Origin of the sequence: Rhodococcus gannanensis (assembly GCF_042681175.1) — a bacterium.
GTDB lineage: Bacteria > Actinomycetota > Actinomycetes > Mycobacteriales > Mycobacteriaceae > Rhodococcus_G > Rhodococcus_G gannanensis.
In genome coordinates, this window is sequence record NZ_JBHUFB010000010.1 from 121,354 (window position 1) to 138,163 (window position 16,810).

At 67.9% G+C, this 16,810-nt stretch carries 15 protein-coding genes; all 15 read right to left on the minus strand.

Going from position 1 to position 16,810, the window contains the following annotated elements; translation table 11 throughout:
- Positions 1–185: 185 nt before the first annotated feature.
- Positions 186–1,490, minus strand: a complete 1,305-nt coding sequence (gene tyrS / locus ACFSJG_RS11510; RefSeq protein ID WP_378485366.1) for a tyrosine--tRNA ligase — start codon at positions 1,488–1,490, stop codon at positions 186–188.
- The gene (locus tag ACFSJG_RS11515; protein WP_378485950.1) at positions 1,487–2,131 is read right to left on the minus strand and encodes a DNA-3-methyladenine glycosylase; all 645 of its coding nucleotides are present in this window, start codon (positions 2,129–2,131) and stop codon (positions 1,487–1,489) included. Before ACFSJG_RS11515 ends, tyrS begins: the two co-directional genes overlap by 4 nt.
- Positions 2,132–2,271: 140 nt before the next feature.
- Positions 2,272–2,772: a hypothetical protein gene (locus ACFSJG_RS11520; RefSeq protein ID WP_378485367.1), complete on the minus strand. Its 501-nt coding sequence runs from the start codon at positions 2,770–2,772 to the stop codon at positions 2,272–2,274.
- Positions 2,769–3,494, minus strand: coding sequence for a hypothetical protein (locus tag ACFSJG_RS11525; protein ID WP_378485368.1), 726 nt, complete (start codon positions 3,492–3,494; stop codon positions 2,769–2,771). The genes ACFSJG_RS11520 and ACFSJG_RS11525 overlap by 4 nt, the downstream gene beginning before the upstream one ends.
- Positions 3,495–3,527: 33 nt before the next feature.
- Positions 3,528–4,637 (minus strand): hypothetical protein, encoded by a 1,110-nt coding sequence (locus ACFSJG_RS11530; RefSeq protein ID WP_378485369.1) that lies wholly within the window; start codon positions 4,635–4,637, stop codon positions 3,528–3,530.
- 198 nt (positions 4,638–4,835) lie between these two features.
- Positions 4,836–5,054: a Trm112 family protein gene (locus ACFSJG_RS11535; RefSeq protein ID WP_378485370.1), complete on the minus strand. Its 219-nt coding sequence runs from the start codon at positions 5,052–5,054 to the stop codon at positions 4,836–4,838.
- A gap of 41 nt (positions 5,055–5,095) precedes the next feature.
- Positions 5,096–8,098, minus strand: coding sequence for an AMP-binding protein (locus ACFSJG_RS11540; protein ID WP_378485371.1), 3,003 nt, complete (start codon positions 8,096–8,098; stop codon positions 5,096–5,098).
- A gap of 75 nt (positions 8,099–8,173) precedes the next feature.
- Positions 8,174–9,622 (minus strand): argininosuccinate lyase, encoded by a 1,449-nt coding sequence (gene argH / locus ACFSJG_RS11545; RefSeq protein ID WP_378485372.1) that lies wholly within the window; start codon positions 9,620–9,622, stop codon positions 8,174–8,176.
- A gap of 3 nt (positions 9,623–9,625) precedes the next feature.
- Positions 9,626–10,825, minus strand: a complete 1,200-nt coding sequence (locus ACFSJG_RS11550; RefSeq protein ID WP_378485373.1) for an argininosuccinate synthase — start codon at positions 10,823–10,825, stop codon at positions 9,626–9,628.
- Positions 10,826–10,916: 91 nt separating this feature from the next.
- Positions 10,917–11,429 (minus strand): arginine repressor, encoded by a 513-nt coding sequence (locus ACFSJG_RS11555; protein WP_378485374.1) that lies wholly within the window; start codon positions 11,427–11,429, stop codon positions 10,917–10,919.
- A complete protein-coding gene (argF, locus tag ACFSJG_RS11560) occupies positions 11,426–12,367 on the minus strand; it encodes an ornithine carbamoyltransferase (protein WP_378485375.1) in 942 nt (313 codons plus the stop codon). Before argF ends, ACFSJG_RS11555 begins: the two co-directional genes overlap by 4 nt.
- Before the next feature lie 2 nt (positions 12,368–12,369).
- Positions 12,370–13,557 carry an acetylornithine transaminase gene (locus ACFSJG_RS11565; protein WP_378485376.1) on the minus strand — a complete coding sequence of 396 codons (1,188 nt, stop codon included), beginning with the start codon at positions 13,555–13,557 and terminating at the stop codon, positions 12,370–12,372.
- Positions 13,554–14,495, minus strand: a complete 942-nt coding sequence (gene argB / locus ACFSJG_RS11570; protein ID WP_378485377.1) for an acetylglutamate kinase — start codon at positions 14,493–14,495, stop codon at positions 13,554–13,556. The genes ACFSJG_RS11565 and argB overlap by 4 nt, the downstream gene beginning before the upstream one ends.
- Complete coding sequence (argJ, locus tag ACFSJG_RS11575) at positions 14,492–15,733, minus strand: bifunctional glutamate N-acetyltransferase/amino-acid acetyltransferase ArgJ (protein ID WP_378485378.1); 1,242 nt, start codon at positions 15,731–15,733, stop codon at positions 14,492–14,494. The genes argB and argJ overlap by 4 nt, the downstream gene beginning before the upstream one ends.
- Positions 15,730–16,791, minus strand: a complete 1,062-nt coding sequence (gene argC / locus ACFSJG_RS11580; RefSeq protein ID WP_378485379.1) for an N-acetyl-gamma-glutamyl-phosphate reductase — start codon at positions 16,789–16,791, stop codon at positions 15,730–15,732. The genes argJ and argC overlap by 4 nt, the downstream gene beginning before the upstream one ends.
- Positions 16,792–16,810: the final 19 nt, after the last annotated feature.

Sequence of the window (16,810 nt, forward strand, 5' to 3'; positions counted from 1 at the left end):
ACCACCGAACACCCCCAAACGCGCAGGTCGTAGCCCCCGAGCCGCCCTAAAACCCGCGAATCACATCCGTGTGACGCCCGACACCTCGCTTCGGCAGACTCGATCGCCTCGTTGGATGCACAGAGGGCGCCGCCCTCGCTGGAAGCGAGATGCGGCGCCCTCTGTCGAGACGGATGGCTGGTCGATCAGGCCGGCAACACCTGAATGCCGGCGAAGTTGCGCTTGCCCCGGCGGATCACGAGCCACTGACCGTGCAGCAGGTCGTCCTGCTGCGGAGCCCAGTCCTCGGCACCGATCTTCGTGTTGTTGACATAGGCACCGCCTTCCTTGACGGTGCGCTTCGCGGCGCCCTTGCTGTCGCAGAGACCGCTCGCGACGAGAAGGTCGACGATCGTCGACGGCTCGCCGGCCCCGACCTGGGCGACGGACGCCTCCGAGAGCGCGGCAGCGAGAGTGCCCTCGTCGAGATCCCGCAGTTCGCCCTTGCCGAACAGTGCCTGGCTCGCGAGCTCGACCGCCGCGGTGTTCGCCGCGCCGTGCACGAGCGTCGTCATCTCCGCGGCAAGTCGGCGCTGAGCGACCCGCGCCTGCGGACGCTCCGCCACCTCCGCTTCGAGCTCGGCCAACTCCTCGCGGCCGAGGAACGTGAACCACCGCAGGTACCGGACGACATCGGCGTCGGCAGTGTTCACGAAGTACTGGTACCAGGCGTACGGGCTGGTCATCTCGGGGTCGAGCCAGAGGCTTCCGCCACCGGTGGACTTGCCGAACTTCTTGCCGTCCGACGACGTCACGAGCGGAACAGTCATCGCGTGAACGTGCTCGCCGTCGACGCGACGGTTCAGTTCGACACCGGCGATGATGTTCCCCCACTGATCGGATCCACCGACCTGCAGCGTGCACCCGTGTGTGCGCCGGAGCTGCAGGTAGTCGTTGGCCTGCAGGAGCATGTAGCTGAACTCGGTGTAGGACATGCCGTCGGATTCGAGCCTGCGCTTGACCGTTTCCCGCGCCAGCATCACGTTGACCGAGAAGTGCTTGCCGAGGTCGCGCAGGAAGTCGATCGCGCTGAGCTTGCCGGTCCAGTTCATGTTGTTCTCGACGATCGCGGCGTTACCGCCGTCGAAGGACACGAACCTCTCGAGCTGGGACCGGATCCGCTGCGCCCAGTCGGCCACCGTGTCCGCAGAGTTCATGGTCCGCTCCCCTACGTCGCGGGGATCACCGATCATGCCGGTCGCACCACCGGCGAGGACGATCGGACGGTGCCCGGCGAGCTGGAATCGCTTGAGCGTCAGCAGCGGGACGAGGTGGCCCGCGTGCAGGCTCGGACCGGTGGGGTCGAAACCGCAATACAGCGTGACCGGTCCGCCGTCGGCTTCGCGACGCAGCGCGTCGAGGTCGGTTGACTGCTGGATGAGTCCACGCCAGGTCAGTTCGTCGATGATGTCCGTGGTGGAGGCGTTGTGATCGGTCACGGCTTCGATCATCCCGCACTCGGAGCGGCGGGCGCACGCGGGCTCCGCCGATACGACGAGACAGCCTTCGACTCGGGGTCCCAGATCCGCCACGGACGATCGGCGGCACGCGACACACCCACGCGAGGTCCAGCCGCCACCCCGGTCGCGGAAGCCGATTCGAGGCGAATCGCCGACTGACGATCGAACAAGTCGATCCCGTTGTCCGACAGGGTAATTCCCAACGCCCGGCCCAGGTTTCCGGGTCCACGGGCCAGATCCCGATCGGCGCGTTCGGCACCCCGGCGGGCGCGCACCGCCTCTGCTCCGACAACGACCTCGGCAGCTCTGATCAACACCGCACCGGCAGTTCCCTCCGGCGCGCACGTCACGTTCACGCAGTGATGGAGTCCGTGACTCAGATAGACGTACAACCTCCCGGCCGGCCCGAACATGACCGCGTTTCGCCGAGTCGGGCCCGGAAACGAATGCGCGGCCGGGTCCGGCCACGGTCCGCCCGGGTCACTCCCGTACGCCTCGACCTCCACGACCCGGAGGCGGACCGCTCCCGCGACGATCTCCGCGCCGAGCAGGAGGTGCGCGGCACCCAGGGGTGTTGCACCGCTCAGCGAGGAGTGGCTGAGCTCTGCTGAGCGGGAGAGAGACCCCGACACGTCCGGCACGACAACATTGTGCCTGTCTCACGCCCGGATCTCGCACCACCGACGATGGTCCGGACACTCCTGCCCCGAGTCACAGCGCCGTCACACGCGGGACTCGTACTCGGCCGTCACTCTCGGCTGAGGATCCATCATCAGGTGTCGAAGACCTGCAGATGGACGATCCGGGTCACCGGATCTCGCTCATCGACGATCACGATCCGAGCGACCGACTTTCCGTCGGCACGGCGATACCGTTCCTGCCCCCGCAGGATCAACGGCGATGTCTCCAGGGGCGGCCCCGCGACAGTCGATTCGGCAACTGTGAAAGTCCTCTCCAGAGGTGCCGAGAACGCGGATGACACCAGCAGCTCGTCCAGACCGTCCTGATCCGTCGAAATTGCCAGCTGGTAGAGCGAGTCGATGCCGTGCATGGAATCAACACCGAGCACCGTGACATCCGCAGGCAGAACCAGCCCACCGAACTCGGCCGCCTCCTTGATCAACTCGGCATCACTCACCGTGGTTGACGAATCCGTCCGTGAAACGCCGGTGTCGACAACACCACCACATCCAGACGCACCAACCGCAACCACCAAACCGACGAAGACGCCGCCCACTCGCTTCTGCACGCTTCCGGAAGACAAATACTTCATCGAGTTGGATCCGTCCTGTCACCATCACGACCACCAGGAGTGCCCGGCAGATTCAGCGACCCTTCCACTGGCACCACGCCCTCGTAACGACGGATCTCGCTGGACCCGACGATGTCGTACTCCCGCGCGAGACCAGCAGTGTGCAACGCACCCATGCGAGCATCCGTGATGGTCACGCCGGCGATGTCGACGCTCTTCTCGCCGTCCCAGTTGTAGCGGTCGAAGACATGAAACTTGTACTCGGCAGCGATACTTGGCTCCGCGCCTTCACCCGGCCGATGCACGACAACGACACCAGTGGACGAGAATTCCATGCCCCCCATCGCAAAGTACCAATTGCTGTCCATCGACTCCGTTACGTAGAACTCGTGCCATTGAGACTGAAACTGCACGGGAACATCAAAATGTTGGGACGCCAACGACTCGGCAGCAACCCGCCGCAACTCCGATTCGGCAATTGCGTTCACTCTGATCGCTGCATCAGGCACATCTCGCAGGATCGTATCCGCGTTGATGTGCAGCACCTCACCACTGTTGTCCAGATAGTGGTCGAGGTGCGCGGAGGCATTGGTCCAGCCCGCCGCATCGGCCGCCAACGACGCCTTTGCGGCCGCATTCGCCCACAAGAGGTCGTCAGCACGGCTGTACAAGGGCTGCGAACCCCACTCACCCTGCCCGGCATCGGTCGGGGGTGGAGGTAGCGGATCGGGAATCTGTGTCATCTCGACTTCTCGCTCGTTCGGGATTGTTGAAGGTCAGGAGATCGAATCGACAGCGTGTTCCCACCAGACGTTCGAGCCGAATCCGTACCGGCGCGCACCCGCGTCAATGGTCACCTTGTCGGGCAGTTCGAACCAGGAGGGGTCGTACACGGGGAGGGATTTGCCCTGTTCGTACTTCAGGGCACCGGCGATCGTGTCGACGGTACTCACAATCCGACCGTGCCGAGATTCGGCCGATGCCGTCAATTCATCAACGGCAGAGGCGATTTCGTTCCTTATCGAACTCTGCATGGGGCTGTCGATCAACTGCGCCCACACTCCGAGCGGCAGGGTGAACCGTAGGAAGTTCATCGGCTTGGCTACGGCACCCGCCAGCTCGATCGCCTGGTTGTACACGAGTCTCTCGAGAAGCCGACCGCCGTTCTCCACGACCTTCGCCACTGCATCGAGATCCTCACTGCGGCCGGATATCGGATCCCCGAGACCGCTCGAGGCAGTCCCGAAGGCAATCGAGGCATCCCCGGACCAACTGTTCTGCAGCCACCGAGTTCCGTTGGCGAGATTGGTCGCCGCGACGTAATCGTTTATGCCCAGCAGCCCGATGCCTCGACCAACCGACTGCAATTGCTCCCAGTCCGCATCGAGCGGAGACAAGTAGTCCGAGACGGGCCGGACACCGATCGCCTGGCCGAGCGCCTCCTCGTAAGGATCGAGCATCTCGATCCCTGCGGTGACCACCTGCCGGACCGTGTACGACTCCTCCAGTTGATCTTGGAGAATCGGCAGCTGCAATCCGTTGAACCGAGACACCTCCCGGGGCGCTGCCGGTGTGGACCCACCGTGCCCATTCAGCGCGACCCCCGCCGCCGCAATGGATCGAGCGTGCGCGTCTCCGGACTCCTGGTAGTCATCCGCAACGGTGCCGATGTTGGCTCGAAGCGAATCCAGGCCGCTCAGATCGTTCGTGTGTGCGCCGGCAAGTGCGTCGTGTAGTGCCTGGACATGCGGCACAAGGTCAGCCAGGAGTCCTGATCCACCGCCTCGAAGAGACAGTGCGGACAGCAGCCGTGTGGAGTTCGAGGAGAAGACCGAACCGACCTCCTGCATATCGATCGCGAAACCCGCAAGATTCGATGTGTCCACAGACAGATCAGCGATGTCAGCCCCCTGATGCTCGCTCCAGATCAGTTCGATCTGCGCAGCCCCCCTGCGCGTGCGTCACCATACCACCGAGGATTGAATCCCGAGTTCGGTGCTATCCGTCGAGCGGGGAAAGAAGCTCACGGCCGACTGCGCACACACTGCGCGACCAGTTGGACCTCAAGCCCAGGTCCCGGCCGGTCAGTCGTTGCCGGAATCGGTGCCCCTGGCCACGAAGTCGTCGTGTTCGGCGTCGGTGACGTCGCGAGCCTCGTCCACGAGCAGAACGGGGATACCGTCCTCGATCGGGTAGGCACGACGCAGGCGCGGGTTGTAGAGAAGCTTGTCGTCGACCAGCAGGAGCGGGCCCTTGTCCTGCGGGCAGGCCAGGATGCTCAGCAGGGTGGGATCGAGCGCCACGAAGGGTCCTCTCACGTCGGTGTCACGGAACTCCGCTCAGGCTACCCGCCGCCGGGAACGTCGACGGACGGCCCGGTCAGGTGCGTTGGGGCGGCCCGTCCCTGCAACTCGGCGAGCGCGGCCTTGGTCAGTCGCCGGTACCGACCGTCGTCGTCTCGGTACCAGGACCGCGCACCGGGGTTCGGCAGTCCGGCGACCCGCAGGGCGCTGCGCCGCGGACGATACGACGTGCTGATCGGGATCTCGGGAACGACGTGGATCAGGTCGGGGCATCGGTCCTCGTCGAGTTCGGCGAGGCCGTCGGCAAGATCCGATGCCGTCAGGGACATCCCCGGCCGCAGCGTCACGGCGGTGACGGCGACCTCCTCGTCTCCGACCTGCACGGCGTAGTTGACGACGAGGTCGATCGGTTCGAGAGCACCGAGCGCACACACGATCGGCTCGCCGTAGACGAGCCCGCGGCGGGTGCGCACGACGGCGTTCCGCTCGTCCATCAGCCAGTGGTCGCCGTCGGCGTCGACCTGGAAGAGGTGCTCGGTCGGCACCCAGGCATCGCCCGCGGTGAACACTCCTCGGATTGCTCCGTTGACGGCCTCGTGACCGGTCGCCTGACCGAGGAGGAGTCCGACCTCACCGACTCCGCACTCCCGGACGAGTCCGTGCTCGTCCTCGAGGAATCGGCGGGTGACCGGGTCGTACGCCGCAACCCGAACCGGCGTGCTGCCCGGCAGCGGCCGCCCCTTGGAACCGGGCTTCGCCCCGGACACGTTCGCAAGCACGACGGCCCCCTCCGTCGAGGCGTAGAACTCGAGCACCTGGGCCGGGGCGAACCGCTTCATCGTGCGCAGCCAAAGTCCACGCGGCATGCCCGAGCCGATGAACAGCCGGATCGGGTGCGAGGCGTCGAACTCGAAATCGGGGACGTCGACGAGCTCACGCAGCATCGTCCACGTGTAGGCGACGACGGTGACGCCGTACCTGTGCACCTCGGTGGAGAACCGGTCGGCGTCGAGTCCCCGGGAGAGCGCGATGCGGGAGCCGCCGACGATCGCACCGCCGAGTGTGGCGAGCACGACGGACGAATGATACAGCGGTGCAATGGAATACACGGTGTCGCCACTACCGAGGTTCGCGGCGGTCGCGGTCCCGAAGGCGGACAGCGCCCACCGGTGGTTGGTGACGTGCTTCGCCTCGACTCGACCACCGAAGCGGCCGAACAGCACGAACGCGAGCTCGTTCGCCCTACCGGGATTCGGTCGGTACCACGCAGGCAGTGGCACGTCGTCGGGATCGATGTGCTCGAGATCGACCGTCCCGGAGTCGGGCCGGATGTCGAGGACACGGGTCTCGCCGCCGCCGAGAATCAGGACGGGCGGGCCGAGCCGCTCCGCGACGCGCAGGTGGTCCGGGTCCGCGACGATGGTGGCGACGCCGCCCAACTGGACCGCTTCGGCGAGATCCTCGGTGGGTGGCAGCAGTACGGCGACCGCACCGATCCTCGACAACGCGGAGATCGCGACCAGCGCGCTCGGCCGGGTCTCCATCAGGACCCCGACACGTGTCGACGGCCGGACACCGGTACTGATCAGACCACGGACGACGTTGTCGATCCGGGTGTTGACCGCCTCGTTGGTGTACGCCCGGTCGTCGAACAGGAAACACTCGCTCCGCGGCGATCGCTCGCCCGCCTCAGCGAGCAACTTGCCCATCGAGATCCTGGTGTGCGGCTGGATCTGACCCAGCCGGACCAGCCGCGGCAGGGCGCGAGCCGCTTCTGCCGTCAGTTCACGGCTCCCCCGCACCGCCTGCGCCGTCGCGCCCAGGACGCCACGGACCGTCTCGACGCCGACCTCGGCGATGGACGCACCGGTGTGCAGGATTCGATCGGTGACGGACACACCGGTCTGGTCGACGGCGGGTTCGTCGCCCTGCATCGGCTCGATGCCCTGGGGCCGCGGGCCGTCGCCGGCGCGCCAACGCACCCATTCCCCTGTCACCGGCCACGTCTGCTGCGCCGCGATCGATCCCACCACCAGCCCGAAGTGCCCGCTGCGCATCGTGTACTGGTAGATCTCGGCCTTCCGTGCAGCCCTCCTGATCCCGCGGACCGCGGTGGGCTGCCCGATGTCGTCGACCTCGCCGACGAACGCGAGGATCGGGCAGGTCAGCTCGGCGAGGGTGACGGGCCGGTCACCGATCACGAAACCGCCGGACACCATCCTGTTGTGCATCACGAACTGCGTGAGAAGTTCTGCGACCGCCGGACCCGACCAGGCGACCCAACCGTCGGTGGCGAGGAAGCGGCGTTGCTGCTCGCGTGGCAACAGCGCTTCACGGTCGTGCAACTGCCGGAGGAAGTCGATGCGGGACTTCGCGGTCTTGACCGGATCCAGCAGTTGGAATCCGGTGCGGGCCATCCACCCCGCGATCGACAGTCGGGTGAAGACGTGTTCGGCAAGGAATCCCGCGGCCGGAGCGGCGAGGTCCCCGGGGATGCCGAACGGCAGTGCGGCCAGCGTGTCGACCGGCGCGCCGAACGTGATGAGCGATGCGACGTTGCGGCAGCGACGGTAGGCGGCGGCCTGATAGGCGAACATCCCGCCCTGCGAGTAACCGGCCAGGTGGACGTCCCGACCGGTCTCCCTACGAACGCGGTCGATGATCTCGCTGATGGCGACGACGTGGTCGGCGAGGGTGCGGTCCCACCCGCCCTCTTCACTGTCCGGGGAGCCGAAGTCGACCACCCACGGGTCCAGGCCCATCGAATGCAGGATTCCGACGGCGCCCTGGTCCTGGGTGACGTCGTACACGTCCGCCGACATCATCATCGGCGGCACCAGCACCACCGGCGGTCCCGACGGGGGCGACAGTTCGTCGTCGGCGAAGTACCTCCGCAGCCGGTACATCGGCCGGCGTTCGACGATCCTGAAGTCCGTTGCGCGCGCCTCGGTCTCGAGGCCGCCCAATCGGACGACCTCGAGACCGTTCTGCGCGGTGGCAACCACCCTGCGCACGGTGCCGTTCAGGACCTCAGACCAACTCACTACCGCGCCCCCATACTGTTCGGCCGCTGTTCGCCAGCACCTTGAACTATATGCACGCGGCGCGGTCGGGCACCGTCAGTTGCCGATCCAACGCCGCAGCTCGCCTGCAGACTCGGTGACCCGATCGAGCTGGCGTGCCACCTGAACACCGGCCGTGCCGCCGCGAGCGTTACGCGACGCGATCGAACCCTCGACCGTGAGGACGTCTCGCACGGCAGGTGTCAACGCCGGGTCCACCGAGGCGAGTTCGGCGTCGGTGAGGTCCTCGAGGCCGACGCCACGCGCCTCGGCGACCCGCACGCACGCACCGGCGGCCTCGTGTGCCACCCGGAACGGAACCCCCTGGCGCACCATCCATTCTGCGATGTCGGTGGCGAGGGTGAATCCGGCCGGTGCGAGTTCCGCCATCCGCGTCGGGTGGAACTCGAGGGTGGAGACCAGTCCCGTGATCGCGGGCAGCAGGAGCTCCAGCTGCGCCACCGAGTCGAAGACCGGTTCCTTGTCCTCCTGCAGGTCCCGGTTGTAGGCCAGGGGCTGCGCCTTCAGCGTGGCGAGCAACCCGGTGAGGTTGCCGATGAGCCGGCCGGCCTTGCCTCGGGTGAGCTCCGAGACGTCGGGGTTCTTCTTCTGGGGCATGATCGACGATCCCGTCGACCAGGCGTCGGCGAGGGTGATGTACCCGAATTCGGGCGTGCTCCAGATGATGACCTCTTCGGCCATCCGGGACAGGTCGACCGCCGTCATCGCGAGCACGAACGCCGCCTCGGCGGCGAAGTCCCGGGACGACGTCGCGTCGATCGAATTGTCCGCGGCCGAGTCGAAGTCGAGGTCGGCCGCGATCGCATCCGGATCGAGCCCGAGCGACGAACCGGCGAGTGCCCCGGACCCGTACGGCGACACCGCGGCCCGCTTGTCGAAGTCGACCAGGCGCTGCACGTCCCGCAGCAGCGGATGGGCGTGCGCGAGCAGATGATGGGCGAGCAGCACCGGCTGCGCGGCCTGGAGGTGCGTCTTGCCCGGCATCACCGTGTCCGGGTGTGCCGCGGCCTGGGTTGCGAGCGCGTCGACCACGTCGAGCACGCCTGCCGCGACCCGCCGCACGGCGTCCCGCAGCCACATGCGGAACAACGTCGCCACCTGGTCGTTGCGGGAGCGTCCGGCGCGCAGCCGACCGCCGACCTCGGGCCCGACGCGCTCGATCAGCCCGCGTTCGAGGGCGCCGTGGACGTCCTCGTCGGATTCCGCAGGGCCGAACGCGCCGGAGGCGACGTCGTCACCGAGGCGGGTGAGGCCGTCGAGCATCGTCGCGAGGTGGGCCTCGCTGAGCAGACCCGCCTTGTGCAGGACCCTCGCGTGCGCCTTGGACGCCCGCACGTCGTAGGGCGCGAGCACCCAGTCGAAGTGCGTCGACTTGCTCAGCGCCGCCATGGCGGCGGCCGGTCCGGACTCGAACCGGCCGCCCCACAGGGCGCCCTCGTTGGTTCCGTGGCTTTGAGCGCCATCGGCGCCGTGGGCGTCGGTCATGACCTAGAGACCCAGGTCGCGCTTCGCCGCGACCTTGGAGGACAGGCCGTGGATGTTGACGAAGCCCTTCGCGTACGACTGGTCGAAGGTGTCGCCCTCGTCGTAGGTGGCCAGGTTGAAGTCGTACAGCGACTGCGAGCTGCGGCGACCGTTGACGGTGATCGCGCCGCCGTGCAGGAACAGCCGGATGTCGCCGGTGACCTTCTCCTGGGTCTTGGCGACGAACGTGTCCAGCGCCTCCTTGAGCGGGGAGAACCACAGGCCGTCGTAGACGAGCTCCGACCAGCGCTGCTCCATCTGCCGCTTGTAGCGGCCGAGCTCGCGCTCGAGGGTGACGTGCTCGAGTTCCTGGTGCGCGGTGATGAGCACCATCGCGCCCGGTGCCTCGTAGATCTCGCGGCTCTTGATGCCTACGAGACGGTCCTCGACGACGTCGAGCCGGCCGACGCCCTGCGCGCCCGCCCGCTTGTTCAGTTCCTGGATCGCCTCGAGCACGGTGACGGGCTTGCCGTCGATCGCGACCGGCTTGCCCGCCTCGAAGCTGATGATCAGCTCGTCCGGGGTGTTCCAGTTGAGGGTCGGGTCCTGCGTGTAGTCGTAGACGTCCTTGGTGGGCGCGTTCCACAGGTCCTCGAGGAAGCCGGTCTCGACTGCGCGGCCCCACACGTTCTGGTCGATGGAGAACGGCGAACGCTTGGTGACGTTGATCGGGATGTTGTTCTCCTCCGCGAAGGAGATGGCCTTCTCCCGGGTCCAGGCATAGTCGCGGACCGGCGCGATGACCTCGAGGTCGGGGGCGAGTGCGCCGAAGCCGACCTCGAAGCGGACCTGGTCGTTGCCCTTGCCGGTGCAGCCGTGCGAGACGACGGTGCCGCCGTGCGCGCGGGCGGCCTCGACGATGTGCTTGACGATCAGCGGACGGCTGATGGCCGAGACCAGCGGGTAGCGGTCCATGTAGAGGGCGTTGGCCTGGATGGTCGGGAGGCAGTACTCGTCCGCGAACTCGTCGCGGGCGTCGACCACGACGGACTCGACGGCGCCGCAGTCGAGGGCGCGCTGACGCACGACCTCCATGTCCTCGCCACCCTGTCCGAGATCGATGGCGACGGCGACGACCTCTTTGCCGGTCTCCTTGCCGATCCAGCTGATGGCCACCGAGGTGTCAAGCCCGCCCGAGTAGGCGAGTACGACGCGTTCAGCCATGATCTGTGTGCTCCTTCAAAGGGTTGTAACTGTTATCCGGTTTTCAGTTGTTCGATCGCACGTGCACCGAACCTGGCGATGTCATCGCAGGTCAGGACAGTTTCTCGATCATCTCGGCGAGCTGTGATCCCGTCAGCGGCTCGCGCGCAACTACAAGAATGGTGTCATCCCCGGCGATGGTTCCCACAACCTCGGGTAGCGAGGCCCGGTCGAGGGCGCTCGCGAGGTAGTGAGCGGCACCCGGCGGCGTCCTCAGCACGGCGAGGTTCCCGCTGGCATCCGTGGAGACGAGGAGCTCACCGAGCAGCCGCGACAGGCGGTCGGTTCCTCCCGACACTCCGCGCACCGGGCTGCCGTCCTCGGGGACGATGTAGACGCCCGCCCCGCCGTCCGCGGCACGCAGTTTCACCGCGCCGAGTTCCTCCAGGTCCCGCGACAACGTCGCGTGGGAGACCTCGATGCCCTCCGCAGCGAGAAGTGCGGCAAGCTCGGGCTGACTGCGCACCTCGTTCGCGGCGAGCAACGCGGTGATCCGTGCCTGCCTCCCCGCGCGGGTGTGCGCGACCGCGACGGCCTTCGAGGTGCCTGCCCGGGCGGCGGTCACGGCCGTTCCCGGTCCTGGTTCTCGAACAGCCACACGAGCAGCGCCTTCTGCGCGTGCAGCCGGTTCTCGGCCTCGTCCCACACCGCCGACTGGGGTCCGTCGAGCACCTCGTCGGTGACCTCCTCACCGCGGTGGGCGGGCAGGCAGTGCAGGACGACGGCGTCCGGCGCGGCCTTCGCGAGCAGCTCGGCGTTGATCTGGAAGGGACGGAAGGGTCCCACCCTGTCCAGTCCGTCGTTCTCCTGCCCCATCGAGGTCCAGGTGTCGGTGACGAGTGCGTCGGCGCCTGCCACCGCGGCCTGCGGGTCGTCGGACAGGGTGATCGTCGCCCCGGTCTCCGCGGCCCGGGCGCGAGCGGCCTCGAGCACCCACGGCAGCGGCGCGAACCCGTCGGGGGCGGCGATGGTGACGTCGATGCCTGCGGTGACGCCGCCGAGGAGCAGCGAGTGCGCCATGTTGTTGGCGCCGTCACCGAGGTAGGTCAGCTTGAGGCCCGTGAGCTCTCCCTTGCGCTCCCGCAGGGTCTGCAGGTCGGCGAGGACCTGGCAGGGATGGAACTCGTCGGAGAGGGCGTTGACGATCGGAACCGTCGCACCGGACGCCATCTGCTCGAGTCGCCTCTGACCGAACGTCCGCCAGACGACGGCGTCGACGTAGCGCGAGAGCACCTTGCCGGTGTCCTGCAGCGTCTCCTCCCGGCCGAGCTGGGTGCTGCGACCGTCGACGACGACGGCGTGCCCGCCGAGCTGGGCGATGCCGACCTCGAAGGAGAAGCGGGTGCGGGTGGAGTTCTTCTCGAAGATGACGCCGACGGCACGCGGACCGGCGAGGGTCTGCTTGGCGAAGGGGTCCTTCTTCAGCGCTGCGGCGAGGTCGAGGACCTCGGCCTGCTGCGCAGGCGTGAGGTCGTCGTCGCGCAGGTAGTGCCTGATGCCCATGTCTACTTTCCTTCCGCCACAGCGGTGTTCAGAATCCCCGGCAACGCGGAGACGAAGCCCTGCGCCTGCTCCTCGGTGACGATCAGCGGCGGCGCGAGGCGGATCACGTCGGGGGCGGCCGCGTTGACGAGGTAGCCGGCGTCCCGCGCCGCGGCCTCGACAGCCGGCGAGACGGTGTCCGTGAGGACGATGCCGAGCAGGAGCCCCGAGCCTCGGACATGGTCGACGAGCGGATGACCGAGCGCCTCGATGCCTGCGGCGATCGACTTGCCCACGCTGTCGGCGTGGCTGATCAGATCGTCCTGTTCGACGGTGCGGAGCACGGCGAGGGCAGCGGCAGCGCACACCGGGTTGCCGCCGAAGGTCGTGCCGTGCTTGCCCGGCGTCAACAGGTCGGCCGTCGCGCCGGTCGCGATGCAGGCGCCGATCGGCATGCCGCCGCCGAGCCCCTTCGCGAGGGTCATCACGTCCGGGACGATGCCCGACGCCTGATGGGCGTAGAACCAACCGGTCCGCGCGATGCCGGTCTGGACCTCGTCGAGGACGAGCAGCGCACCCCGTTCGGCGGTGATCCGTCGCGCTTCCGCGAGGTAGCCCTCGGGCGGCACGACGACACCCGATTCACCCATGATCGGCTCGAGGAACACCGCTGCGGTGTCCGAGTCGACCGCGGCGTCGAGCGCGGCGATGTCGCCGTATGGCACGAACTCGACGCCTGCGGGCATCGGCTCGAACGGGGCCCGCTTCTCGGGCTGACCGGTGAGCGCGAGTGCACCCATCGTGCGGCCGTGGAATGCCTTCTCCGCAGCGATGATCTTCGGCCGGCCGGTGAGCCGGGCGATCTTGAACGCGGCCTCGTTGGCCTCGGTGCCGGAGTTGCAGAGGAACACCCGTCCGGGGTGACCGAGGTGACGCAGCAACTGCTCGGCGAGTGCGACGGCCGGCTCGCTGGCGTACAGGTTGGACACGTGGCCAAGGGTGTTCAGCTGCGCCGTCACCGCGTCGATGATCGCCGGGTGGCGGTGACCGAGGATGTTCACGGCGATGCCACCGAGCAGGTCCAGGTACTGCTTGCCGTCGGCATCGGTGAGAACCGCGCCGTCGCCGGAGGCGAGCGCAACCCGTGGCACGCCGTAGTTGTTCATCAGCGCACCGGACCAACGCTGCTGTAGTGCCGAGGTGCCGGTCATGCGATGCCTTCTTTCGTGGTGTCCGGGGCGGGCGTGACCATCGTGCCGATGCCCGCGGTGGTCAGGAGTTCGAGAAGGACTGCGTGGGCGACGCGTCCGTCGATCACGTGGGCGGTCGGCACCCCACCGCGCACGGCGCGCAGGCACGCCTCCATCTTGGGGACCATGCCCGAGTCGAGGCGTGGCAGCAGCTCCTCGAGCGCGGCGACGTCGATCACCGACGCGAGCGAACTGCGGTCCGGCCAGTCCGTGTAGAGCCCCTCGACGTCGGTGAGGACGACGAGCTTCTCCGCGCCGAGCGCCTCCGCGAGCGCGGCGGCCGCGGTGTCGGCGTTGATGTTGTGGACGACTCCGTCGGCGTCGGGGGCGATCGTCGACACGACCGGAATGCGTCCCGCCGCAATGAGATCCAGCACGGCGGCCGGGTTGACGGTGGTGACGTCGCCGACGAGACCGATGTCGGTGGGCTCGCCGTCGACCACGACGGTGCGGCGGGTGGCGGTGAACAGGTGCGCGTCCTCACCGGAGATGCCGACCGCGTACGGGCCGTGCGCGTTGATCAGCCCGACGAGTTCCCGTCCGACCTGGCCGAAGAGCACCATCCGGACGACGTCCATCACCTCGGGGGTGGTGACGCGGAACCCCCCACGGAACTCCCCCTCCATCCCGAGTCGACCCAGCATGGCGTTGATCTGCGGCCCGCCGCCGTGCACGACGACGGGATGGATGCCGACGGTCTGCAGGAACGCCATGTCCTGCGCGAAGGCTCCCTTCAGTTCGTCGTCGACCATGGCGTTGCCGCCGTACTTGACCACGACGACCTTGCCCCGGAAACGCTGCAACCAGGGCAGTGCCTCGGCGAGGACGTAGGCCTTCTGATTCGACGTGAGGTCGAGGATGGCGGCGGCGGTGCCGCCCAGATCGGCTCGAGTGGTCATGACGAGTACGCCGAGTTCTCTTCGACGTAGGCGTGCGACAGGTCGGTCGTGCGGATACTGACCTCGGCGTCGCCGATACCGAGTTCGATGCGCAGCGCGATGTCCTCACCGGACAGATCGACCTCGCGTGCACCCGGTGCGCCTGCGCCGTCGATGCAGACCGGGTTTCCGTTGAAGGACACCGAGATCCGGTTCGGGTCGAGCTCGATCGGGGCGATACCGATCGCGGCGAGCACGCGGCCCCAGTTGGGGTCGGACCCGAACAGTGCGGTCTTGACGAGGCTGTCGCGCGCGACGGTCCGGGCACCGACGAGAGCATCGGACTCGCTCGCCGCGCCGGCAACGGTGACGGTGACGCGCTTGGTGACGCCCTCGGCATCGGCCATCATCTGGTCGGCGAGGTCGTCGCAGACCGCGAGCACCGCGGCGTTGAGCTGCTCCTGCGTCGGGGTCACGCCGCTGGCGCCGGACGCCATCAGCAGCACTGTGTCGTTGGTGGAGGTCGCGCCGTCGACATCGAGCCTGTCGAAGGTCAGCCGGGTCGCGGCACGGAGCGCGATGTCGAGCTGAGCGGCATCGGCGACGGCATCGGTCGTGACGACCACGAGCATGGTGGCGAGCGCGGGGGCGAGCATGCCGGCGCCCTTGCCCATCCCGCCGACGTTCCACTTGTCGGCGTGGTGCAGCGCGGCCTGCTTCGGGACGGTGTCGGTGGTCATGATGGCGTGTGCCGCGTCGGTGCCGCCGGTGATTCCGCCCGCGAGCTCGTGCACGATCTCGGTGACGCCTGCGAGGAGCTTGTCCATCGGCAGCCGGTCGCCGATCAGCCCGGTGGAGCAGACCGCGACCTCGCCGGCGCCGGTCTCGGTTCCCCAGTCGCTGAGGGTGGCGGCGACGTGCTCGGCGGTCGCGTGGGAGTCCTGGAATCCGGGCGCCCCGGTGCACGCGTTGGCACCGCCCGAGTTCAGTACCACCGCGCGCAGCGCACCCGACTTCAGCACCTGCTGCGACCACAGCACCGGCGCGGCCTTGACCTTGTTGGTCGTGAAGACACCCGCGGCGGCGGTGTCGGGTCCCTCGTTGAACACCAGTGCGAGATCGGGACGTCCGCTGACCTTGATGCCCGCCGCGATACCGGCGCCGCGGAAGCCCGCGGGAGCCGTGACGCCCTGGGTGCGGATCAGGCGGCCGCCCGCGATGTTCACGTGCGGGACGGCGAAATCGGATTCGGTTGTCACGGAGCAACTCCCACGGTCGAGAGACCATCGGTCTCGGGCAGGCCAAGGGCCAGGTTCATGGACTGGACGGCACCGCCTGCGGTGCCTTTGGTCAGGTTGTCGATCGCCGAGATCACCACGAGCAGGCCGGCTTCCTCGTCGACGGTGACACCGATCTGCGCGGCGTTCGATCCGACGACGGCACCGGTCTGCGGGTAGACGTTCTCGGGCAGCACGTGCACGAACGGCTCGTCCGCATAGGCCTTCTCGTACACCGCGCGCGCCTGCGCGAGGTCGACGGTCGTCGGAGCGGTGCAGGTGGCGAGGATGCCGCGCGGCATCGGCGCGAGGACGGGTGTGAACGAGACCGAGACTCGGGTGTCGGTCAGCGCCGAGAGGTTCTGGATGATCTCCGGCGTGTGGCGGTGCACGCCACCGACCCCGTACGCCCTTGCCGATCCCATCACCTCGGATCCGAGGAGGTCCGCCTTCGGTGCGCGCCCGGCTCCCGAGGTCCCGCTGACGGCGACGACGTTGACCCGGGGTTCGACGATGCCGGCGGCGACGGCGGGCGCGAGCGCGAGGCTGGCCGCGGTCGGGTAGCAGCCGGGCACCGCGATCCGGGTGGCACCGACGAGCTTGTCGCGATTGCCCGGCAGCTCGGGGAGCCCGTACGGCCAGGTTCCGGCGTGTGCGCTGCCGTAGTACTTCTCCCAGTCGGCGGCGTTCGCGAGCCGGAAGTCCGCACCGCAGTCGATGATCACGGTGCTCTCGGGCAGAGCCTTGGCGATCTCGGCGGAGTTGCCGTGCGGCAGGCCGAGGAACACGACGTCGTGGCCGGCCAGCACGTCGAGGGTGGTGGGCTCGAGGACACGGTCGACGAGCGGAAGCAGGTGCGGATGGAACGCCCCGAGGGTCGCGCCTGCGTTGCCTCCCGCAGTGAGCGCGCCGATGACGAGTCGCCCTTCGCGGTGTGCGGGATGGCCGAGCAACAGGCGCAGAACCTCGCCGCCTGCGTATCCGCTGGCTCCGGCGATTGCGACCCGGATGGGACCGGTGATGTCTGTTGTGGGGACCATATGGACGATTATGCACCAT